This is a genomic window from Pseudomonas sp. 20-5 (assembly GCF_056782835.1).
Window position 1 is genome coordinate 1,346,053 of sequence record NZ_CM165584.1, and the last position, 19,447, is coordinate 1,365,499.

General features: G+C 67.0%; 15 protein-coding genes. 11 read left to right on the forward strand and 4 right to left on the reverse strand.

Annotated features, from left to right (window positions below; all coding sequences use genetic code 11):
* The 3 genes from AC1RB9_RS06325 to AC1RB9_RS06335 all read right to left on the reverse strand — a co-directional run bounded on the left by AC1RB9_RS06325 (window position 1) and on the right by AC1RB9_RS06335 (window position 3,752).
* On the reverse strand, window positions 1-804 hold the full coding sequence (locus AC1RB9_RS06325) for a PA3715 family protein (protein WP_003162524.1): 804 nt from the start codon (window positions 802-804) through the stop codon (window positions 1-3).
* 120 nt (window positions 805-924) lie between these two features.
* A complete protein-coding gene (gene ttsR, locus AC1RB9_RS06330; RefSeq protein WP_003092560.1) occupies window positions 925-1,566 on the reverse strand; it encodes a two-component system response regulator TtsR in 642 nt (213 codons plus the stop codon).
* 323 nt (window positions 1,567-1,889) lie between these two features.
* Entirely contained in the window at window positions 1,890-3,752 is a 1,863-nt protein-coding gene (locus tag AC1RB9_RS06335) for a flavin monoamine oxidase family protein (RefSeq protein WP_003159430.1), read from the reverse strand.
* Window positions 3,753-4,073: 321 nt separating this feature from the next.
* Between AC1RB9_RS06335 and AC1RB9_RS06340 the strand changes: the two genes are divergently transcribed.
* Entirely contained in the window at window positions 4,074-4,769 is a 696-nt protein-coding gene (locus tag AC1RB9_RS06340) for a tellurite resistance TerB family protein (protein WP_003106298.1), read from the forward strand.
* A 36-nt stretch (window positions 4,770-4,805) separates the two neighbouring features.
* On the opposite strand, the gene AC1RB9_RS06345 is transcribed toward AC1RB9_RS06340, so the two are convergent.
* Window positions 4,806-5,711: a LysR family transcriptional regulator gene (locus AC1RB9_RS06345; protein ID WP_003106297.1), complete on the reverse strand. Its 906-nt coding sequence runs from the start codon at window positions 5,709-5,711 to the stop codon at window positions 4,806-4,808.
* A 172-nt stretch (window positions 5,712-5,883) separates the two neighbouring features.
* Here AC1RB9_RS06345 and AC1RB9_RS06350 point away from each other — a divergent pair, with 172 nt between their 5' ends.
* From AC1RB9_RS06350 to prfB, 10 genes are all read left to right on the forward strand, one after another.
* Window positions 5,884-7,557 carry a GMC family oxidoreductase gene (locus AC1RB9_RS06350; RefSeq protein ID WP_003453683.1) on the forward strand — a complete coding sequence of 558 codons (1,674 nt, stop codon included), beginning with the start codon at window positions 5,884-5,886 and terminating at the stop codon, window positions 7,555-7,557.
* Window positions 7,558-7,665: 108 nt separating this feature from the next.
* A complete protein-coding gene (locus AC1RB9_RS06355; RefSeq protein WP_003106293.1) occupies window positions 7,666-9,285 on the forward strand; it encodes an MFS transporter in 1,620 nt (539 codons plus the stop codon).
* A gap of 266 nt (window positions 9,286-9,551) precedes the next feature.
* Window positions 9,552-11,180: a Wsp signal transduction system chemoreceptor WspA gene (gene wspA / locus AC1RB9_RS06360; protein ID WP_003106291.1), complete on the forward strand. Its 1,629-nt coding sequence runs from the start codon at window positions 9,552-9,554 to the stop codon at window positions 11,178-11,180.
* A gap of 4 nt (window positions 11,181-11,184) precedes the next feature.
* Window positions 11,185-11,700: a chemotaxis protein CheW gene (locus AC1RB9_RS06365; RefSeq protein WP_003106290.1), complete on the forward strand. Its 516-nt coding sequence runs from the start codon at window positions 11,185-11,187 to the stop codon at window positions 11,698-11,700.
* Complete coding sequence (locus AC1RB9_RS06370; protein WP_003122132.1) at window positions 11,697-12,965, forward strand: CheR family methyltransferase; 1,269 nt, start codon at window positions 11,697-11,699, stop codon at window positions 12,963-12,965. Before AC1RB9_RS06365 ends, AC1RB9_RS06370 begins: the two co-directional genes overlap by 4 nt.
* Entirely contained in the window at window positions 12,958-13,647 is a 690-nt protein-coding gene (locus AC1RB9_RS06375; RefSeq protein WP_003103738.1) for a chemotaxis protein CheW, read from the forward strand. The genes AC1RB9_RS06370 and AC1RB9_RS06375 overlap by 8 nt, the downstream gene beginning before the upstream one ends.
* Window positions 13,644-15,953 carry a Wsp signal transduction system sensor histidine kinase WspE gene (wspE, locus tag AC1RB9_RS06380; protein WP_003103736.1) on the forward strand — a complete coding sequence of 770 codons (2,310 nt, stop codon included), beginning with the start codon at window positions 13,644-13,646 and terminating at the stop codon, window positions 15,951-15,953. Before AC1RB9_RS06375 ends, wspE begins: the two co-directional genes overlap by 4 nt.
* Complete coding sequence (wspF, locus tag AC1RB9_RS06385) at window positions 15,950-16,957, forward strand: Wsp signal transduction system protein-glutamate methylesterase WspF (RefSeq protein ID WP_003092534.1); 1,008 nt, start codon at window positions 15,950-15,952, stop codon at window positions 16,955-16,957. The genes wspE and wspF overlap by 4 nt, the downstream gene beginning before the upstream one ends.
* A 107-nt stretch (window positions 16,958-17,064) precedes the next feature.
* Window positions 17,065-18,108 carry a Wsp signal transduction system regulator diguanylate cyclase WspR gene (wspR, locus tag AC1RB9_RS06390; RefSeq protein WP_003453677.1) on the forward strand — a complete coding sequence of 348 codons (1,044 nt, stop codon included), beginning with the start codon at window positions 17,065-17,067 and terminating at the stop codon, window positions 18,106-18,108.
* 122 nt (window positions 18,109-18,230) lie between these two features.
* Window positions 18,231-19,326, forward strand: a protein-coding gene (gene prfB, locus AC1RB9_RS06395; RefSeq protein WP_010895661.1) for a peptide chain release factor 2 whose coding sequence is annotated in 2 segments (ribosomal slippage) — window positions 18,231-18,302 and window positions 18,304-19,326 — 1,095 coding nt in all. Because the reading frame shifts where the segments join, the coding sequence is not laid out codon by codon here.
* Window positions 19,327-19,447: the final 121 nt, after the last annotated feature.

A 19,447-nucleotide genomic window follows, 5' to 3' on the forward strand; every position in this document is an offset into this window, starting at 1 on the left:
TCACTGGCGGTGCCAGAAGTCCGAATACTCCTCTAACGGGTAGCGCTCGCCGTCATAGCGCAGCGTGCGCTTCACCGTGCGCAAGGGTTTGCCGTTCTCCGTTTCGCCGTCGCTGACCCGCGAGGTGATGACCAGGTCGGCAAAGCCGTTGGAGCGTCCGCGGCCGAGTTCCAGGGTCAGGTGCGAGACTTCCTGTTCGAACCCGGGCTCGGCGGAGCAGACCGAGCCTTTCAGCGTCCTCCACTGGTCCAGGTAGGTATTGAGCACCGGCCGCAGCTTGCCTTCGCCGGCCGGCACCACCAGGGTCAGCAGGTTGTCGAAGCCGGCTTCCGGACAACTGGCGCCACGCGCCACGCTATGGAATACCACGCCGAAGGCGCGCACCGTCGGGCTCAGGCGATAGCGCGCGGTGTCCAGCCAGAGGCTGTCGCTGCCGACGGCGACGGAGGCGTCTTCTTCGAAGTCGCTGTCGTAGCGTTCGAGCAGCCTGCCGCTGCGGCTGTCGGCCTTGGCCAATAGCAGATGCGGGTGGCGTTCGCCTTCCACGGCGGTGTCGCCCGGATCCAGGTAGGCCATGGCGATCACCGTCTGCGCGGGGTCGTCCGGCCAGGGCTTGCAGGCCACGGCGAGGAACGGACCGGAAGATTCGTACGAAGGGGCTATCCAGCCATCGTGGCCGACCTGCCTGGCTACGGCGTCAAGCAGTCGCGACGCGCAGGGCTGCGGTTCGCGGGCTTCGGCCTGGCTGGCGAGTCCCAGCAGCAGGAGGCAGAGTCGGGCGGAGAGGCGGCGGTTACGGTCCATGTGAAAAGAGTCCTTTGGCGGAGGCGGGCACGGAAGACGCCCGGCGCTGCGGGACATTCTAGCGGCTGCGCGGACCTTGCGAAGCGGGCTGGCGGGGCGGACATATCGCGGCCGCGCTGCTTAGGCCAGGCCGTTTTCCCGGATGTAGATAAAGAGTCCGGCATTGCTGTCCAGGCCAAGCTTGCGCATGGCGCTGCTCTTTTGCGCGCTGATGGTCTGCTTGCTGCGGCACAGTCGGATGGCGATTTCCCCGACCGCCAGGCCGCTGCCGTACAGGCGCAGCACTTCCACTTCGCGCGGGGTGAGTTGTTCGAGGCTGGCCAGCGGCTTGCCGTGCTCGGCTTCGCCCACTTCCAGCAGGTGTGCGATGGAGCGCGAGATGAATGGTCGACGGCCGGCGTGGCGGATCGCCTTGGGCAGATCGTCGAGCATGCCGCGTTTGCTCACCAGGCCGTGAATGCCCAGCTTGAGCAGGGATGAAACGAGTGCCGGGTTGCCGAGCATGGTGACGACGATGATCGGCAGGTCCGGATAGCGCCGCCGGACCTTCTGCACCAGGCGCAAGCCGTCGGCCTGCTGGCTGCCGGGCATCATCAGGTCGGTGATCAGCAGGTCGCAGGGGTGCGCTTCGAGCTGCGCCAGCAAGCCATCGGCGTCCTGGGCCTGGGCGACGATCCGCAGGTCGTCGTACGCACTCAGCAGATAGCGCATGCCGATCAGGGTGAGGGCGTGGTCGTCGACGAGGATGACGCGTGTTTTCATGAAATCGAACCCGATCGAGGTGGAGGTTTCCGCAGCGGCTACCGGCAACGCCGGCAGGCGGATAATCCGCCAGGAGGCAGCTCCGGACGGGCTCGAATTCTAGCGATGGTGTCTGTCGGTTTAATCAGGACTTTTCTGAATGCTAGTAGGAAATTTCCTATGTGTTTTCCCTAGGTTATTTCGAGGGGAGGCCGAGAAACATAGGGTCTTTGAACGGCTTTCGTGGAGTAGGGGTTGAAATCGCTGTCAGTACATTTCTGTCAGTCTTGCTGGACATCGGAAGGGCGCGACGGCAGCGCGGGTTCCGCTGCCGTCGCCGTCCTTCAACCCAGTTCGCGGACTGCCCGCACCGCCTGGTCGATGGCGGCATGGGCGTAGGCATCCCAGGCCGCATCCGAGTTGGCGATGGCGACATTGCCGACCTTGCTTCGCGCCAGTTCCATCAGCGCTTCGCTTTCCGCCTCGTCGTCGTAGAGGGTATTCATGAAGTAGGAGTAGCCGTGCGACCAGCGGTTCACGGTGATGCCGGTGATGTCGCGGCGGTGGTCGAAGCCCGCCGGGCCGAGCATGGCCTGGAGCTGGTCGCGGATGTCCTTTTCCAGTTGCTCGAAGCTCATCGCGTAGAGCTTGCTGCGGCCTACGCGAGCCTGGGTGCGGGCGTCCATGCCGGCGTTCGGGGTGGTCGGCACGTAGACCATGTGCACGCCGATCGGCTGCCGCGGGTCGCGTGGATGCCGGTAGCTGCCGAGGTCGACCGGGAAGTCCAGCTTGATCCGCGAGTAGGGCAGGGTCGGCGCGTAGATCTCGTGGATGCCGAGGGTCTTCCAGGCCTGCCAGTTGCGCAGCAATACCTTGGTGTACACCAGCGGGAACTTGACGTTCTGGCTCAGCGCGTGGGCCTGCTCCTCGGAGAGGTCGCGCAGCAGGTACGGCACCATCATGTTGTAGCAGGCCATCACGCAGTGCTTGCCGCGTACCCGGTGCAGGTGGCCGGCGCGGCTGTAGCCGACATCGACGCCGCCGGCGCGGTTGCGCACGCTGACGGCGGTGCTGTTCAGGCGCAGGCGCACCGGGTGCCCGGCGAGGTCCAGCTTCGAGTAGTCGAAGCGGGCCATGACGATGTCCTCCATGCCTCGGCCCGGCGCCACCGCGGGGATCAGGTCGCGCACCATGAGCCGAGCCAGCGAGGCGTTGCCGTCGGGGAAATGGTAGATGTACGGCTCGTCCATTTCCGCCTGGGCCTCCTCGCTGGGTTGCGGCAGGCCGAGGGCGTCGAAGCCGGGGAAGCCGGCGGCGTATGCGTCGGCCGCCGGCAGGGCGTCGGCGCCGAGGGCAGAGAAGTCGTTGCTGCGGCCCTGGAAGTACTTCACCGAGGTTTCCGAGAGCCCGACGTTCTTGAGCAGGTAGTCGCGGTAGCTGGTCTTCGCCAGGTAGGTTTCCTTCTCTTCCACGCTCTTGCCGGCAAGATAGTCGCGAGGTGACTCGTACAGCGCGATGAGCGCCTCCCGGTCTTCGCGGCTCAGCGGGAAGTCGCCGATGAAGGCGCGCCAGGAGCGGGCATTGAGACGATCGCGGGGGACCTCGTCGGCAACCATCGGCGTCGGGTCGCCGCTGACCAGCTTGTCCACGCCGAAGCTGGCCTTGTCGAAGAACACCGCGCGGGACAGGCCCAGGCCGGGGTAGAAGTCGGTGTCGAAGGCTGTCTCGAAGCGCTTGAGCTCGACGCCCAGGCGTTTCAGCAGGTGTTTGGCGTCTTCGCTATAGAGGGCGTTCGGCGATTGCAGCGACTCGCTGCCGCCGTAGCCGAGGATAGTGCGCCCGCCGGCCTGGAATTCGTTGCGCTTGGCATGGCCGCCGAAGTCGTCGTGGTTCTCGATGACCAGGATGCGCGCCGCGGGGTGCCGTTCGCGATAGAACCAGGCGGCGGCGAGGCCGCTGATGCCGCCGCCGACCACCACCAGGTCGTATTCCTCTTCGATTGGCAGGTGGTCGACATCGAAGGTCTTCTTCTCCCAGCCCATCTGGTGTGCGACTTCGAAGGCGCCCGGATGGCTACCGCGCAGGCCGGTGAGCGCGGGCGGATAGTAGCGGCCGCCGGGGGCGGCGCGGAGGATCTCGGCGGGGGTCAGGCCTGCGGCGATGGTCAGGGCTACGCCGTTCAGGAAGTCGCGGCGGGAGATGGTCATGGGAAGTCCTTTGCGAGGCAGTGGGTGGCTCGGGGGAGCCATGTTCACAGATTGCTGTTGCGAATGCGCGCGGAGCGGCTGGCGTCGGACGCCGACCCGCAGTCGCGGGCGGGCGCGGAGTTTAGAGGGCCATGCCGGCGCGTCGAAGGGCTTTCTGCTGGCACTAGGCCTCTATCTGGAGAAATGTGACATGTGTCGCGCTTTGCCACGGTGTCCGGGGAGGCCGGCAATATCTCGAAGCAAACTCCCGGCGGGCAGCGCGGACGCGAAGGGCTAGAGTCGGTCGAATCCGGTTGTTACCGAACGTCCTGGAGGTTCCTCATGAATACCCGTGGTTTGCTCGACCAATTGCTCAAGTCCGGGCAGGAAATGTTGCAGAACAAGTCCGGCGGCAAGCCCGGCGCCAGCGGCGGCGGACAGCTCGGCAGCCTGCTTTCCGGCGCCGGCGGCGGAGCCCTGGCGGCCGGCGCCATCGGCCTGCTGCTGGGAAACAAGAAGGCGCGCAAGTTCGGCGGCAAGGCGATCACCTACGGCGGCCTCGCCGCGCTCGGGGTGATCGCCTACAAGGCCTACAACAACTGGCAGCAGCAACAGAACGGCGCCGCGCCGCAGGCGCAGCCGCAGACCGTCGACCGCCTGCCGGAAGCCCAGGCCGAAGTGCATAGCCACGCGATCCTCCAGGCCATCGTCGGTGCGGCCAAGGCCGACGGCCACATCGACGAGCGCGAACGGCAGATGATCGAAGGCGAGGTGGCCAAGCTGACCAGCGACCGCGAGGTGCAGGGCTGGCTGGAGCGCGAGCTGAACAAGCCGCTGGACCCGGCCGAGATCGCCCGTGCCGCGAGCACCCCGGAGATCGCCGCGGAGATGTACCTGGCCAGCCTGCTGATGGTCGACGAGGAAAGCTTCATGGAGCGCTCCTACCTCGAGGAGCTGGCGCGGCAGCTGCGCCTGGAACCCTCGTTCAAGCTGGAGCTGGAGAACCAGGCCAGACAGGCGCTGCAACGCCTGGCCTGAGACGGCGGAGCGTCGTTCCGCGGATAACCGCCGCCATCATGGCGGCGGCGTTGTCGAAGGGCCGAGCAGAACCTCTCGCTCGCGCTGGCACAGCTCCAGCAGGAAGTCCCAGACCACCCGCAGGCGCACCGAGCGGTGCAGCTCCCGCCGGGTGCTCATCCAGTACTCGCGCTGGATGCTTTCCTCGGGCAGCACCGGTACCAGCAACGGATCGCGGCTACCCATGAAGTGCGGCAGGATCGCCAGGCCGATGCCGGCCTGTGCCGCCTGCTGCTGGGCGACCACGCTGGTGCTGCGGAACACGACCTGCGGGTGGCGGCAGAAACTGTGGTGGAACATCAGTTCCTGGCTGAACAGCAGGTCGTCGACGTAGCCGATCCACTGGTGCCTGCCGAGGTCGTCGCGGTCGCGCAGCGGCGGCGCCTGTTCCAGGTAGGCGGGGCTGGCGAACAACGCCAGGCGATAGCGGGTCAGCAGGCGGGTGATCACCAGGTCGGCGCTCGGCCGGTCGAGGGAGATGGCGATGTCCGCTTCGCGGTTGGTGATGCTGACGAAGCGCGGCACCGAGACCAGCTCGACCTCCAGGCCCGGGTAGTGGCGCATCAATTGCGCCAGGCGCGGAGCGAGGAAGACGCTGCCGAGGCCTTCGGTGACGCCGATGCGGATCTGCCCCAGCGGCGAGATGCTCTGGCTCATTTCTTCCTGGGCGAGCAGCGCGGTGTTCTCCATCGCCTCGGCGTGCTTGAGCAGCGCCTGGCCGGCCGGAGTCAACTGGTAGCCGCCGGTGTGCTGGGCGAACAGTTGGGTGCCGAGGTCGCGCTCGATGTTCTCGATGTGCCGGGCCACCGTGGCGTGAGTGGTGCCGAGACGCTTGGCGGCGGTCAGCAGGCGACCGCTGCGCTGCAACTCGAGGAAGAAACGCAGGTCATTCCAGTCGAACATGGGGAGCGCCTTCTGCCGGGCCGAGGGGGGGGCTGTTAGAAAACGAACAATAGCTGCCCCGAAACGTTTGTTTTTTTATCGCGAATGAACGACTAGCCTCAAGCCGTTCGAGACTTGCCGGTCATCCGCAGGTCCGACGGCCCATCACAAGAACGACAAGACGAGGCTCGCCATGCCCGAGGTACTGGATACCTACGACTACCTCATCGTTGGCGCCGGACCTGCCGGCTGCCTGCTGGCCAACCGGCTTTCCGCCGACCCTGCCAACCGTGTCCTGCTGCTGGAAGCCGGCGGCCCGGACAACTATCCCTGGATCCACATTCCCGTCGGCTACCTCTACTGCATCGGCAACCCGCGTACCGACTGGTGCTTCGACACCGACGAGGTCCCCGGGCTCAACGGTCGTTCCCTGAAGTACCCGCGCGGCAAGGTGCTCGGAGGATGCTCCTCGATCAATGGCATGATCTACATGCGTGGCCAGGCCCGCGACTACGACCAGTGGGTGGCCGAAGGCAATCCGGGCTGGAGCTGGAGAGAACTGCTGCCGCTGTTCCGCAGGATGGAGGACCATTTCGCCGGGACCAGCGAAATGCACGGCGCCGGCGGCGAATGGCGGGTAGAACGCCAGCGGCTCTCCTGGAAGCTGCTCGATGCCTTCCAGCAGGCGGCGGCGCAGACCGGCATCGCCAGCGTCGAGGATTTCAACGGTGGCGACAACGAAGGCTGCGGCTACTTCCAGGTCAACCAGCGCGGCGGGGTGCGCTGGAATGCCTCGAAAGGCTTCCTGCGCGGCATCGCCCAGCGCGCCAACCTGACGGTTCTGACCCATGCCGAAGTCCAGCGAGTGCTCCTCGAGGACGGCCGCGCCAGGGCCCTGTCGGTCCGTTGGCAGGGCCGCGAGCAGCGCTTCGAGGCGCGCCGCGAGATCGTCCTGAGCGCCGGCGCGATCGGTTCGCCGTGCCTGCTGCAACGCTCCGGGATCGGCCCGCGGGACCTGCTGGAGCAGCTCGGCGCCGGGGTCGTCCACGAGTTGCCCGGGGTTGGTGGCAATCTCCAGGATCACCTGCAGCTGCGCATGATCTACAAGGTCGACGGCGTTCCCACCCTCAACCAGATCGCCGGCAGCCTATGGGGCAAGCTGGGCATGGGCCTGCGCTACCTGGCGAGCCGCAGCGGGCCGTTGTCGATGGCGCCGAGCCAACTGGGCGCCTTCGCCCGCTCCGATCCGCAGCAGCCCTCGGCCAACCTCGAATACCACGTCCAGCCGCTCTCGCTGGATCGCTTCGGCGAGCCGCTGCATGCCTTCTCTGCGTTCACCGCGTCGGTCTGCGACCTGCGTCCGCACAGCCGGGGAACGGTGCGCATCCGCTCGCTCGACCCGGGCGAGGCGCCGTCGATCCAGCCCAACTACCTGAGCGATCCGCGCGACCTGAAGGTCGCCGCCGACGCCATACGCCTGACCCGCCGCATCGCCGCCGCACCGGCGCTGGCCGCCTTCCGTCCGCAGGAATACAAGCCCGGCCCGGAATACCGCAGCGAAGAGGATCTGCAGCGCGCTGCGGCGGAGATCGGCACCACCATCTTCCACCCTGCCGGCACCTGCCGCATGGGCCAGGGGCCGCAAGCGGTGGTGGATGCGCAATTGAGGGTGCACGGAATCCCCGGCCTGCGCATCGCCGATGCCTCGATCATGCCCAGCCTGACCTCCGGCAACACCTGTTCGCCGGTGCTGGTGATCGCCGAGAAGGCGGCGCAGATGATTCTCGCCGAGCGCCGCCGCGAGGCCGCGCCGCAGGTCGTCGAAAGCGCCATGGCGGCCGGCGGCAAGGAGGCGGTGGAGGCCTGAGGATCGCTACACCCCGTATCGCGTGGCGCCCGGCGCCGCAGCGGTCGACGCTGAAAACGGAAATGGCAGACAACAATAAGAGCCCCCACAAGGGGCGGGAGAGCCGCAATGACCGAGTACGCAACGACCCCTTCCTACACAGTGCCTGCGACCACGCCCCAGGAGGAGCGCAAGGTGATCTTCGCCTCCTCGCTGGGCACGGTCTTCGAGTGGTACGACTTCTTCCTCTACGGCGCCCTGGCGGCGGTGATCAGCAAGCAGTTCTTCGCCGGCGTCAACGACACCACGGCCTTCATCTTCGCCCTGATGGCCTTCGCCGCCGGCTTCCTGGTGCGGCCCTTCGGCGCGCTGGTGTTCGGCCGCCTGGGCGACATGATCGGGCGCAAGTACACCTTCCTGGTGACCATCCTGTTGATGGGGTTGTCGACCTTCGCTGTCGGCCTGCTGCCCACCTATGCCTCGATCGGGGTCGCCGCGCCGATCATCCTGGTCACCTTGCGCATGCTCCAGGGCCTGGCCCTGGGCGGCGAGTACGGCGGCGCGGCGATCTATGTCGCCGAGCACGCCCCGGCGAACAAGCGCGGTAGCTACACCAGTTGGATCCAGTCCACCGCGACCCTCGGCCTGTTGCTCTCGCTGCTGGTGATCCTGGCCTGTCGCCAGTTGACCGGCGACGAGTTCGAGACCTGGGGCTGGCGCCTGCCATTCCTGCTGTCCATCGTCCTGCTGGGCATCTCCACCTGGATCCGCCTGTCCATGCGCGAGTCGCCAGCGTTCCTCAAGATGAAGGCCGAGGGCAAGGTCAGCAAGGCGCCGCTGCGCGAGTCCTTCACCCAGTGGGGCAACCTGAAGGTGGTGCTGACCGCGCTGTTCAGCATCAATGCCGGCCAGGCGGTGACCTTCTACACGGCGCAGTTCTACGTGCTGTTCTTCCTTACCCAGGTGCTCAAGGTCGATGGCGGCACCGCCAACGGTCTGCTGATCGTCGCCCTGGTGCTTGGCGCGCCGTTCTTCATCGTCGCCGGCTGGCTGTCCGACCGCATCGGCCGCAAGCCGGTGCTGCTGGCCGGCCTGTTGCTCGCCACGCTGTTCTACTTCCCGCTGTTCAAGGGCCTGACCCACTACGCCAACCCGGCCATCGACCAGGCCAGCCGGCAGTCGCCGATCAGCGTGGTGGCCGACCCGGCGACCTGCACTTTCCAGTTCGACCCGGTAGGCAAGGCGACCTTCGACAGCCCCTGCGACAAGGTCAAGACCTTCCTGGTCAAGGCCGGCCTGCCCTACTCGACGGTGGCGGCGCCCGCCGGCAGCGACGTCAGGGTGCGGATCGGCGAGACCGAGATCGCCGGCTTCGACGCCGAAGCGATGGCGGCCGCGGTGAAGACGGCAGGCTATCCGCAGCAGGCCGACGGCAGCCAGGTGAACAAGCCGATGGTGATCGCCATCATCTTCGCCCTGGTACTGATCTCCACCCTCTGCTACGGCCCGCTGGCGGCGCTGATGGTCGAACTGTTCCCGACCCGCATCCGCTATTCCTCGCTGTCCCTGCCGTACCACATCGGCAATGGCTGGTTCGGCGGCTTCCTGCCCACGGTCTCGTTCGCCCTGGTGGTGTACACCGGCGACATCTTCTACGGCCTCTGGTATCCGGTGCTGATCACCGGCGGTAGCCTGGTCTGCGCCTTGCTGTTCCTCCGCGAAACCCGCCATACCGACATCCACCGGTGAAATCGCGCCCCGTTCCCGGCATGGGGACGGGGCGCACATTCCCTCCGTGATGAGCCTGTCTTCTCAGAAAAGTCTGGCATGCCAGTTTTCTTTCTTTCTCTTTCTGCCACACTTCTGGCGTCAAAAAACGCCTTTCCAGCGCCTACAATAGCGGGAAAACCCTATGGCGCTGCTTGCCGGTGCCGGGGACGGCCTATACAGTCCGCGCGATTGACGGGCCGTTGTGGCGGCAGGAACGAATCCGGACTCGAGTCTTGGGGAAAAATGTGAAGAACTGGACTGTTCGCCAGCGAATCCTGGCAAGTTTCGCCGTGATCATCGCGATCATGCTGCTGATGGCCGCTACTGCGTACGTGAAGATGTTGACGGTGGAAAAGGGCGCCTACCGTGTCCAGGACGACGCCATGCCGGGGATGTACTTCATCACGCTGGTACGCAGTTCGTGGACCGACAACTACTTGCAGACCCAGGAACTGTTCGGCATCACCGACGACCACGAGCTGAGCAAGGCCGAGGCCGACAGTATCCTCGCCAGCGAGGAGCGCCTGGACCAGCAGATCGCCTCCTACCAGAAGACCATGAACCCGGACGAGGCCCGCGACCACGAGTTGCTCGCCGGTTTCCAGGCCGTGCGCAAGAACTACCTGGAGCAGCACGACAAGGTGCTCGAGCTTTACCGCGAGAAGCGCTTCGAGGAAGCCGGCAAGCTCGTCGCCGGCCCGTTGACCGAGCACTGGCGCGAGGGCCGCAAGTACCTCAACGAGATGATCGAGCTGAACAAGGACATCGCCGACCGCGCCTCGGACAACATCGTAAACGCGGTGGACGATGCCGAACTGAGCATGCTGGTGACCCTGCTGCTGGCGGTGGTGGTAGCCGGCATCTGCGGGTTCCTGCTGTTGCGGGCGATCACCCAGCCGATCCAGAAGATCGTCCGCAGCCTCGACCTGATGGCCGGTGGCGACCTCACCGCACGCCTGAACCTCGGCCGGCGTGACGAATTCGGCGCCATCGAGACCGGTTTCAACGGCATGGCCGAAGAGCTCAAGGGCCTGGTGTCGCAGGCCCAGCGTTCTTCGGTGCAGGTCACCACCTCAGTCACCGAGATCGCCGCGACCTCCAAGCAGCAGCAGGCCACCGCCACCGAAACCGCCGCGACCACCACGGAGATCGGCGCCACTTCTCGCGAGATCGCCGCCACCTCGCGCGACCTGGTGCGGACCATGAGCGAAGTCTCCGGCGCCGCCGAGCAGACGTCGACCCTGGCCGGTTCCGGCCAGTTGGGCCTGGCGCGCATGGAGGAAACCATGCACCACGTGATGGGTGCGGCCGACCTGGTCAACGCCAAGCTGGCGATCCTCAACGAGAAGGCCGGCAACATCAACCAGGTGGTCACCACCATCGTCAAGGTCGCCGACCAGACCAACCTGCTCTCGCTGAACGCCGCCATCGAGGCGGAGAAAGCCGGCGAGTACGGCCGCGGGTTCGCCGTGGTGGCCACCGAGGTGCGCCGGCTGGCGGACCAGACCGCGGTCGCCACCTACGACATCGAGCAGATGGTGCGCGAGATCCAGTCGGCGGTATCGGCCGGGGTGATGGGCATGGACAAGTTCTCCGAGGAGGTCCGCCGCGGTATCGCCGAGGTCGGCCAGGTCGGCGAGCAACTGTCGCAGATCATCCAGCAGGTGCAGGCGCTGGCGCCGCGGGTGCAGATGGTCAACGAGGGTATGCAGGCCCAGGCTACCGGTGCCGAGCAGATCAACCAGGCGCTGGTGCAACTGGGCGAGGCCACCGGGCAGACCGTGGAGTCGCTGCGCCAGGCCAGCTTCGCCATCGATGAGCTGAACCTGGTGGCGAACGGGCTGCGCAACGGCGTATCCCGCTTCAAAGTCTGAGGCTGTGACCGTGTCCCGCTCCACCGGCGATCATCGACGCACCAGCAAGCTGTTCCTGCTGTTCCGCATGGAAGGCGACCGCTATGCCCTGGATGCCCGCGAAGTGGTCGAAGTGCTGCCGCTGCTGCGCCTGAAGCGCATTCCGGAGGCGCCGGAATGGGTCGCCGGGGTGTTCTCCCATCGCGGCGTCCTGGTCCCGGTGCTCGACCTCTGCGCAATGGCCTTCGGCCGCGCGGCGCTGGCCCGCACCAGCACGCGCATCGTGCTGGTCGAATACCGCGCCCGCCAGGACCGGGAGCCGGTCTGGCTCGGACTGATCCTCGAACAGGCCACCGATACCCTGCGCTGCGAACCGTCTGCGTTCCGCGACTATGGCCTGGACAACGGCGGGGCCCGCTATCTCGGTCCGGTCTATGAAGGACCACGGGGACTGGTGCAATGGGTGCGGGTCGAGGCATTGCTGCCCGACGAAGTGCGCGCCCTGCTGTTCCCGCCGGAGTGCGGCGAGGGGACGGCATGAACGATCGCTTCGAACGCCTGCTCAAGAGCAGGATCGGCCTGGATGCCAGCTCGGTGGGCAGCGCGGTGATCGAGCGCGCGGTACGCCAGCGCATGAGCGGCCTCGCGCTGCACGACGAGGACGAATACTGGATGCGCCTGAACGGCTCTCCGGGCGAGGTGCAGGCGCTGATCGAAGCGGTGGTGGTGCCGGAGACCTGGTTCTTCCGCTACCCGGAGTCGTTCACCACCCTCGCCAGGCTGGCCTTCGAGCGCCTGCCGAGCCTGGGCGGCGGACGCGCGCTAAGGATCCTCAGCCTGCCCTGTTCCACCGGCGAGGAGCCGTATTCCATCGTCATGGCCTTGCTCGATGCCGGGCTCTCCGAGTACCTGTTCGAGGTCGACGCCCTGGACGTCAGCGCTCGGGTGATCGAGCGCGCCAGCCTCGGGGTGTACGGCAGGAATTCCTTTCGCGGCGACGAACTGGGGTTTCGCGACCGCCATTTCAGCGAGGTTGCCGAGGGCTACCAGTTGGCCGAGCAGGTTCGCCGCAAGGTGCGCTTCCGCTGCGGCAATTTGCTCGATCCCGGGCTACTGGCGGGCGAGGCACCCTACGATTTCGTGTTCTGTCGCAATCTGCTGATCTATTTCGACCGCCCGACCCAGAGCGAGGTGGTCGAGGTGCTCAAGCGCCTGTTGCGGTCGGACGGCGCGATGTTCATCGGTCCGGCCGAGGCGAGCCTGCTCAGCCAGCACGGCATGCAGCCGATCGGCGTGCCGCTGTCTTTCGTGTTCCGCCGGACCAGCGAGGCGCCCCGCGGCGCGCGGCCCAAGGCGGTGAGCGACGGAGCGCGCCCGGTCGTTGCCGCCGCCGTGGAGCGTGCGAGTATTCGGCCTTCGCCGCCGCCACCGGCGAAACCGCGCCAGCGGCTGTCCAGCCTGGTTCCGCCAGCCAGCGGCCAGCCCCTCGCCAGTCCCGTCGGCGAGTTCGACGAAATCGCCCGCCTGGCGGATGCCGGCCAGCACCGCGAGGCGCGCGCCGCCTGCGAGCGCCAACTGGCCGCGCGTGGGCCGTCGGCCACGGTCTTCTACTGGCTCGGGCTGCTCAGCGATGTCGCCGGGCAGGAGCAGGAAGCCCAGGATTTCTACCGCAAGGCCCTGTACCTGGAGCCGCAGCACGCCGAGGCGCTGGCGCACCTGGCGGCGCTGCTCGCCGCTCGCGGCGACCATGCCGGCGCCCGGCGCCTGCAGCAACGTGCGGCCCGTGGAGTGAACAAAGATGGTTGAGGCGAGCCTGACCTTGCTCGATACCCAACAGGTGGATGACTGCTGGAACCGCATCGGCGTGCATGGCGACAAGTCCTGCGAACGCCTGGCCGAGCATGTCCATTGCCGCAACTGCGAGGTTTACGCTGCCGCGGCGACCTACTTGCTGGACCGCATCGCCCTGCGCCAGGACCAGCTCGACAGCGCCGAAACGATGGACAGCCAGCGCGAACAGAGCGACCTCGGCGAGACGCGTTCGATCCTGGTGTTCCGCCTGGGCGAAGAGTGGTTCGGCCTGGCCACCGGCAGCCTGGTGGAAGTGGCGCCGATGAATCCTATCCATTCCCTGCCGCACCAGCGCTCGCGCGCCCTGCAAGGGGTGACCAACGTGCGCGGCGCGCTGGTCGCCTGCCTTTCCCTCGGCGAACTGCTGGATCTCGAACCCGGCGCCGCGCCGGTCAGCGAGCGCCGGGTGGTTCCGCGCATGCTGATCATTTCCGCCGCCGGCGGTCCGGTGGTGGCGCCGGTGGAGGAAGTCGACGGCATCCATGCGATTCCGCTGGCGCGGATACTGCCGCCCAACCACGCCGACGGCCAGGCCTCGCGCCGGCACGTGGCCGGCGTGCTGCAATGGCGCGAGCGGAGCATCACCCTGCTCGACGAAGGCCCTCTCCTGCAAGCCGTAGCGCGGAGCCTGGCATGACCCCGGACCAGATGAGAGACGCGTCGCTGCTCGAGCTGTTCCGGCTCGAGGCGGAGGCCCAGACCCAGGTGCTCAACGCCGGCCTGATGGCGCTGGAGCGCAGCCCGACCCAGGCCGACCAACTGGAAGCCTGCATGCGCGCCGCGCACTCGCTGAAAGGCGCGGCGCGGATCGTCGGGCTGGACGCCGGCGTGCGCGTGGCGCACGTCATGGAGGATTGCCTGGTGGAGGCGCAGGACGGACGCCTGCTCCTGCAATCGGAACATATCGATGCGTTGCTCCAGGGCTGCGACCTGTTGCTGCGTATCGGCACCCCGCCAGCCGGCGACGCAGGCTGGGCCGAAGGCGCCGGGCGGGAAGAGATCGACGGCCTGGTGCTGCGCCTCGAAGGCCTGGTGCGCAGCGGCCTGCCGCTGGCCCGCGCGGAGCTGCCGGCGACGACTCCCGGTCTGCCGGAAGCGGTCCCCGAGGCGCCGCCAGCGGCGTCAGCGGCCGCCAGCGACGACAACGACGAGGAGCCCGCCGGGCAGGCGGGCGGCGAACAGGCCGAGGAGCGCCGCAGCCGGGTCCTGCGGGTCACCGCCGAACGCCTGGACCGGCTGCTGGATATCTCCAGCAAGTCGCTGGTGGAGTTCCAGCGCATCAAGCCGCTGGCCGATTCCCTGCAACGCCTGCGTCGCCTGCAGTCCAGCGCCAGCCGCGCGCTCGACGTGGTACGCGAGACGGTCCAGGAAACCGCCCTCGACCCGCAGGCCCAGGCCATGCTCGGCGAGGCGCGGCAACTGATTGGCGAATGCCAGCAGATGCTGGTGCAGCACATCGCCGATCTCGACGAGTTCGCCTGGCAGGGCGGCCAGCGTGCCCAGGTGCTCTACGACGCGGCGCTGGCCTCGCGGATGCGGCCATTCGCCGACGTCCTTAGCGGCCAGGCGCGGATGGTTCGCGACCTGGGCCGCTCGCTGGGCAAGCAGGTGCGCCTGCTGGTCGAGGGCGAAAGCACCCAGGTCGACCGGGATGTCCTGGAAAAACTCGAAGCGCCGCTCACCCACCTGCTGCGCAATGCCGTCGATCACGGTATCGAGGCGCCGGAAACCCGCCTCGCCGCCGGCAAGCCGGCCGAGGGCAGGATCACCATCCGCGCCCGCCACCACGCCGGCATGCTGGTCCTGGAACTGAGCGACGACGGCGGCGGCATCGATCTGCAGCGCCTGCGCGAGACCGTGCTCAATCGCCAGTTCGCCACCGCCGAGACCGTGGCGCAACTGAGCGAGGAGGAACTCCTGGCGTTTCTCTTCCTGCCCGGCTTCAGCATGCGCGAGCAGGTCACCGAGGTGTCCGGTCGCGGCGTCGGACTGGATGCCGTGCAGCACATGGTCCGCCAGTTGCGCGGCGGCGTGCGCATGGAGCAACGCCAGGGGCAGGGAGCGCTGTTTCACGTCGAGGTGCCGCTGACCCTGTCCGTGGTGCGCAGCCTGGTGGTGGAGATCGGCGAGGAGGCCTACGCCTTCCCGCTGGCGCACATCGAGCGCATGTGCGAGCTGGAAGCGGAGGAGATCGTCCAGCTCGAAGGTCGCCAGCACTTCTGGTACGAGGGTCGCCATGTCGGCCTGGTCTCGGCTGCGCAACTGCTGCAGCGGCCCGAGAGCAGCCGCACCGAAGGGGCCATCCCGGTAGTGGTGGTGCGCGACCGCGATGCGGTCTACGGCGTCGCCGTGGAGCGTTTCGTCGGCGAGCGTACCCTGGTGGTGATGCCTCTCGATCCGCGCCTGGGCAAGGTGCGCGACGTTTCCGCCGGCGCCTTGCTGGACGACGGTTCGCCGGTGCTGATCCTGGACGTCGAGGACCTCCTGCATTCGGTCGGCAAGCTGCTCAGCAGCGGCCGCCTGGAGCGCATCGATCGCAGCCGGCGGCAGGCCGGCGGGGCGCAACGCAAGCGCATCCTGGTGGTCGACGACTCGCTCACGGTGCGTGAGCTGGAACGCAAGCTCCTGCTCGGCCGCGGCTACGACGTGGCAGTGGCGGTGGATGGCATGGACGGCTGGAACGCCCTGCGCTCGGAGCATTTCGACCTGCTCATCACCGATATCGACATGCCGCGCATGGACGGTATCGAACTGGTCACCCTGGTGCGTCGCGACAGCCGCCTGCAGTCGCTGCCGGTGATGGTGGTGTCCTACAAGGATCGTGAGGAGGACCGTCGGCGCGGTCTCGACGCCGGCGCCGACTATTATCTGGCGAAGGCCAGTTTCCACGATGAGGCCTTGCTGGATGCCGTCGTCGTCCTGATCGGAGAAGCACAGGGTTGAGGATCGGAATCGTCAATGACATGCCGTTGGCCGTCGAGGCGCTGCGCCGCGCGCTGGCCTTCGAGCCGCAGCACCAGATCGTCTGGGTCGCCAGCAACGGTGCCGAGGCGGTGACCCAGTGCGCCGCCGATACGCCCGACGTGGTGCTGATGGACCTGCTCATGCCGGTGATGGACGGCGTCGAGGCAACTCGTCGGATCATGGCGGAAAGTCCTTGCGCGATCGTGATTGTTACCGTCGATATCGAGCAGAATGTGCACCGGGTTTTCGAAGCGATGGGATATGGGGCGCTCGATGCGGTGAACACGCCGGCGCTGGGCATCGGCAACCCGCAAACGGCGGCGGCGCCGTTGTTGCGCAAGATTCAGAACGTCGGCTGGCTGATCGGCCAGCGCGATAACCGTGGCAAGGTCCAGGTGGTGCCGCCGAAGGCCGGCGGGGCGCGCCAGCGTCTGGTGGCGATCGGCGCCTCGGCTGGCGGTCCGGCGTCGCTCGCGGTGTTGCTCAAGCAACTGCCGGCCAGTTTCAATGCCGCGGTGGTGCTGGTGCAGCATGTCGACGAGGTATTCGCCGCCGGCATGGCCGAATGGCTGGCCAGCGAATCGAAGCTGCCGGTGCGCCTGGCGCGCGATGGCGAGCCGCCGATACCGGGGCAGATCCTGCTGGCGGGGACCAACAATCACATCCGCCTGCTGCGCAACGGTTCGCTGGTGTACACCGCCGAACCGCGTTCTTTCGTCTACCGGCCGTCCATCGACGTGTTTTTCGAGAGCGTGGCGAATTATTGGCGTGGCGATGCCGTGGGCGTGCTGCTGACCGGCATGGGCCGCGACGGCGCCCAGGGCCTCAAGCAGATGCGCGAGCGCGGTTTCCTCACCATCGCCCAGGACCAGGCCAGTTGCGCAGTCTACGGGATGCCGAAGGCCGCGGCGGCGATCGATGCAGCGGTGCAGATCCTTTCCCTGGAAAAGATCGCCCCGCGCCTGGCGGAGGTATTCGATTAGCCGGGTTCGACTCCGGCCAGGCGCCAGGGTAGGCGCCGGCGCCCGCCGCGGCGGTGCGTGGAACAGCATTCAATTTGATACGAGGGGCCCCGGTCCCGGAGAGAAACATGCACAACCCTCATGAGAGCAAGACCGACCTGGGCGCCCCTCTGGACGGCGCGGTCATGGTACTGCTTGTCGATGATCAGGCCATGATCGGAGAGGCTGTGCGTCGCTCACTGGCGAGCGAGGCGGGCATCGACTTCCATTTCTGTTCCGATCCGCAGCAGGCGGTGGCGGTGGCCAACCAGATCAAGCCGACGGTGATCCTCCAGGACCTGGTGATGCCCGGCGTCGACGGCCTCACGCTGCTCGCTGCCTACCGCAGCAACCCGGCGACCCGCGACATCCCGATCATCGTCCTGTCGACCAAGGAAGAGCCGACGGTGAAGAGCGCGGCGTTCGCCGCCGGCGCCAACGACTACCTGGTCAAGCTGCCTGACGCCATCGAGCTGGTGGCGCGGATCCGCTACCACTCGCGTTCGTACATCGCCCTGCAGCAACGCGACGAGGCCTATCGGGCGCTGCGCGAGAGCCAGCAGCAGTTGCTGGAGACCAACCTGGTGCTGCAGCGGCTGATGAACTCCGACGGCCTGACCGGGCTCTCCAACCGTCGTCACTTCGACGAATACCTGGAGATGGAGTGGCGCCGCTCGCTGCGCGAGCAGTCGCAACTGTCGCTGCTGATGATCGACGTGGACTATTTCAAGAGCTACAACGACACCTTCGGCCACGTCGCCGGCGACGAGGCCCTGCGCCAGGTCGCCGGGGCCATCCGCGAGGGCTGCAGTCGCTCCTCGGACCTGGCGGCTCGGTACGGCGGCGAGGAGTTCGCCATGGTCCTCCCGGGCACCTCGCCGGGCGGCGCACGGTTGCTGGCGGAGAAGGTCCGGCGCACGGTGGAGAGCCTGCAGATCAGCCACGACCAGCCACGCCCGGGCTCGCACCTGACCGTCAGCATCGGCGTCAGCACCCTGGTGCCGGGCGGCGGCGGGCAAACCTTCCGGGTTCTCATCGAGATGGCCGACCAGGCGCTCTACCAGGCCAAGAACAATGGCCGCAACCAGGTCGGCCTGATGGAACAGCCGGTGCCGCCGGCCCCGGCGGGCTGAGCGGCGCGCGGCGGCCATGCGTCGCCGGCCGGCATTAAATAGAGGCCGGCGTACTGCCTGTGGGGCGCAAGTGCAGTATACTTCGCAGCTTTTCGACGTTTTCCCGCGAGTGAGCGCCAGCCATGGAAATCAACCCGATCCTCAACAGCATCAAGGACCTCTCCGAGCGCACCCAGACCATTCGGGGGTATCTTTGACTACGATCAGAAGCATGATCGCCTGGTCGAAGTAAACCGCGAGCTCGAAGACCCCAACGTCTGGAACAACCCTGAATACGCCCAGAACCTCGGCCGCGAGCGCGCCCAGCTGGCGCAGGTGGTGGAAACCCTGGACGACCTGACCAGCGGCCTGGCCGACTCCCGCGACCTGCTGGACATGGCGGTCGAGGAAGACGACGAGGGCGCCGTCGACGACGTTGCCAACGAAGTCGAGCGTCTGCGCGAGATCCTCGAGAAGCTGGAGTTCCGCCGCATGTTCAGCGGCGAGATGGACCCGAACAACGCCTACCTGGACATCCAGGCCGGCTCCGGCGGCACCGAGGCCCAGGACTGGGCCAACATGCTGCTGCGCATGTACCTGCGCTGGGCCGACAAGCACGGCTTCGACGCCACTATCATCGAGCTGTCCGAGGGCGAGGTCGCCGGCATCAAGGGCGCCACCGTGCACATCAAGGGCGAGTACGCCTTCGGCTGGCTGCGCACCGAGATCGGCGTGCACCGCCTGGTGCGCAAGAGTCCGTTCGACTCCGGCAACCGTCGCCACACCTCGTTCACCGCGGTGTTCGTATCGCCGGAAATCGACGACAACATCGAGATCGAGATCAACCCGGCCGACCTGCGCATCGATACCTACCGCTCCTCCGGCGCGGGCGGTCAGCACGTGAACACCACCGATTCGGCGGTGCGGATCACCCACGTGCCGACCAATACCGTGGTGGCGTGCCAGAACGAACGCTCCCAGCACGCCAACAAGGACACCGCGATGAAGATGCTGCGGGCCAAGTTGTACGAGCTGGAAATGCAGAAGCGTACCGCCGCGTCCCAGGCCCTGGAGGACTCCAAGTCCGACATCGGCTGGGGCCACCAGATCCGCTCCTACGTGCTCGACCAGTCGCGGATCAAGGACCTGCGTACCGGTATCGAGCGCAGCGACTGCGACAAGGTGCTCGACGGCGATCTAGACGAATACCTCGAAGCCAGCCTCAAACAGGGGCTGTAAAGCTGCTGCGCCTGGCCAGGCCGCGTTGGAAAATGGTTCGGACTGCTCGTTTTTTACGATCGTGAACTCCGTGTCCTCGCCATTTCCCGCCTTGCCTGGCCGGCGTTCGCTACGCTTTTCG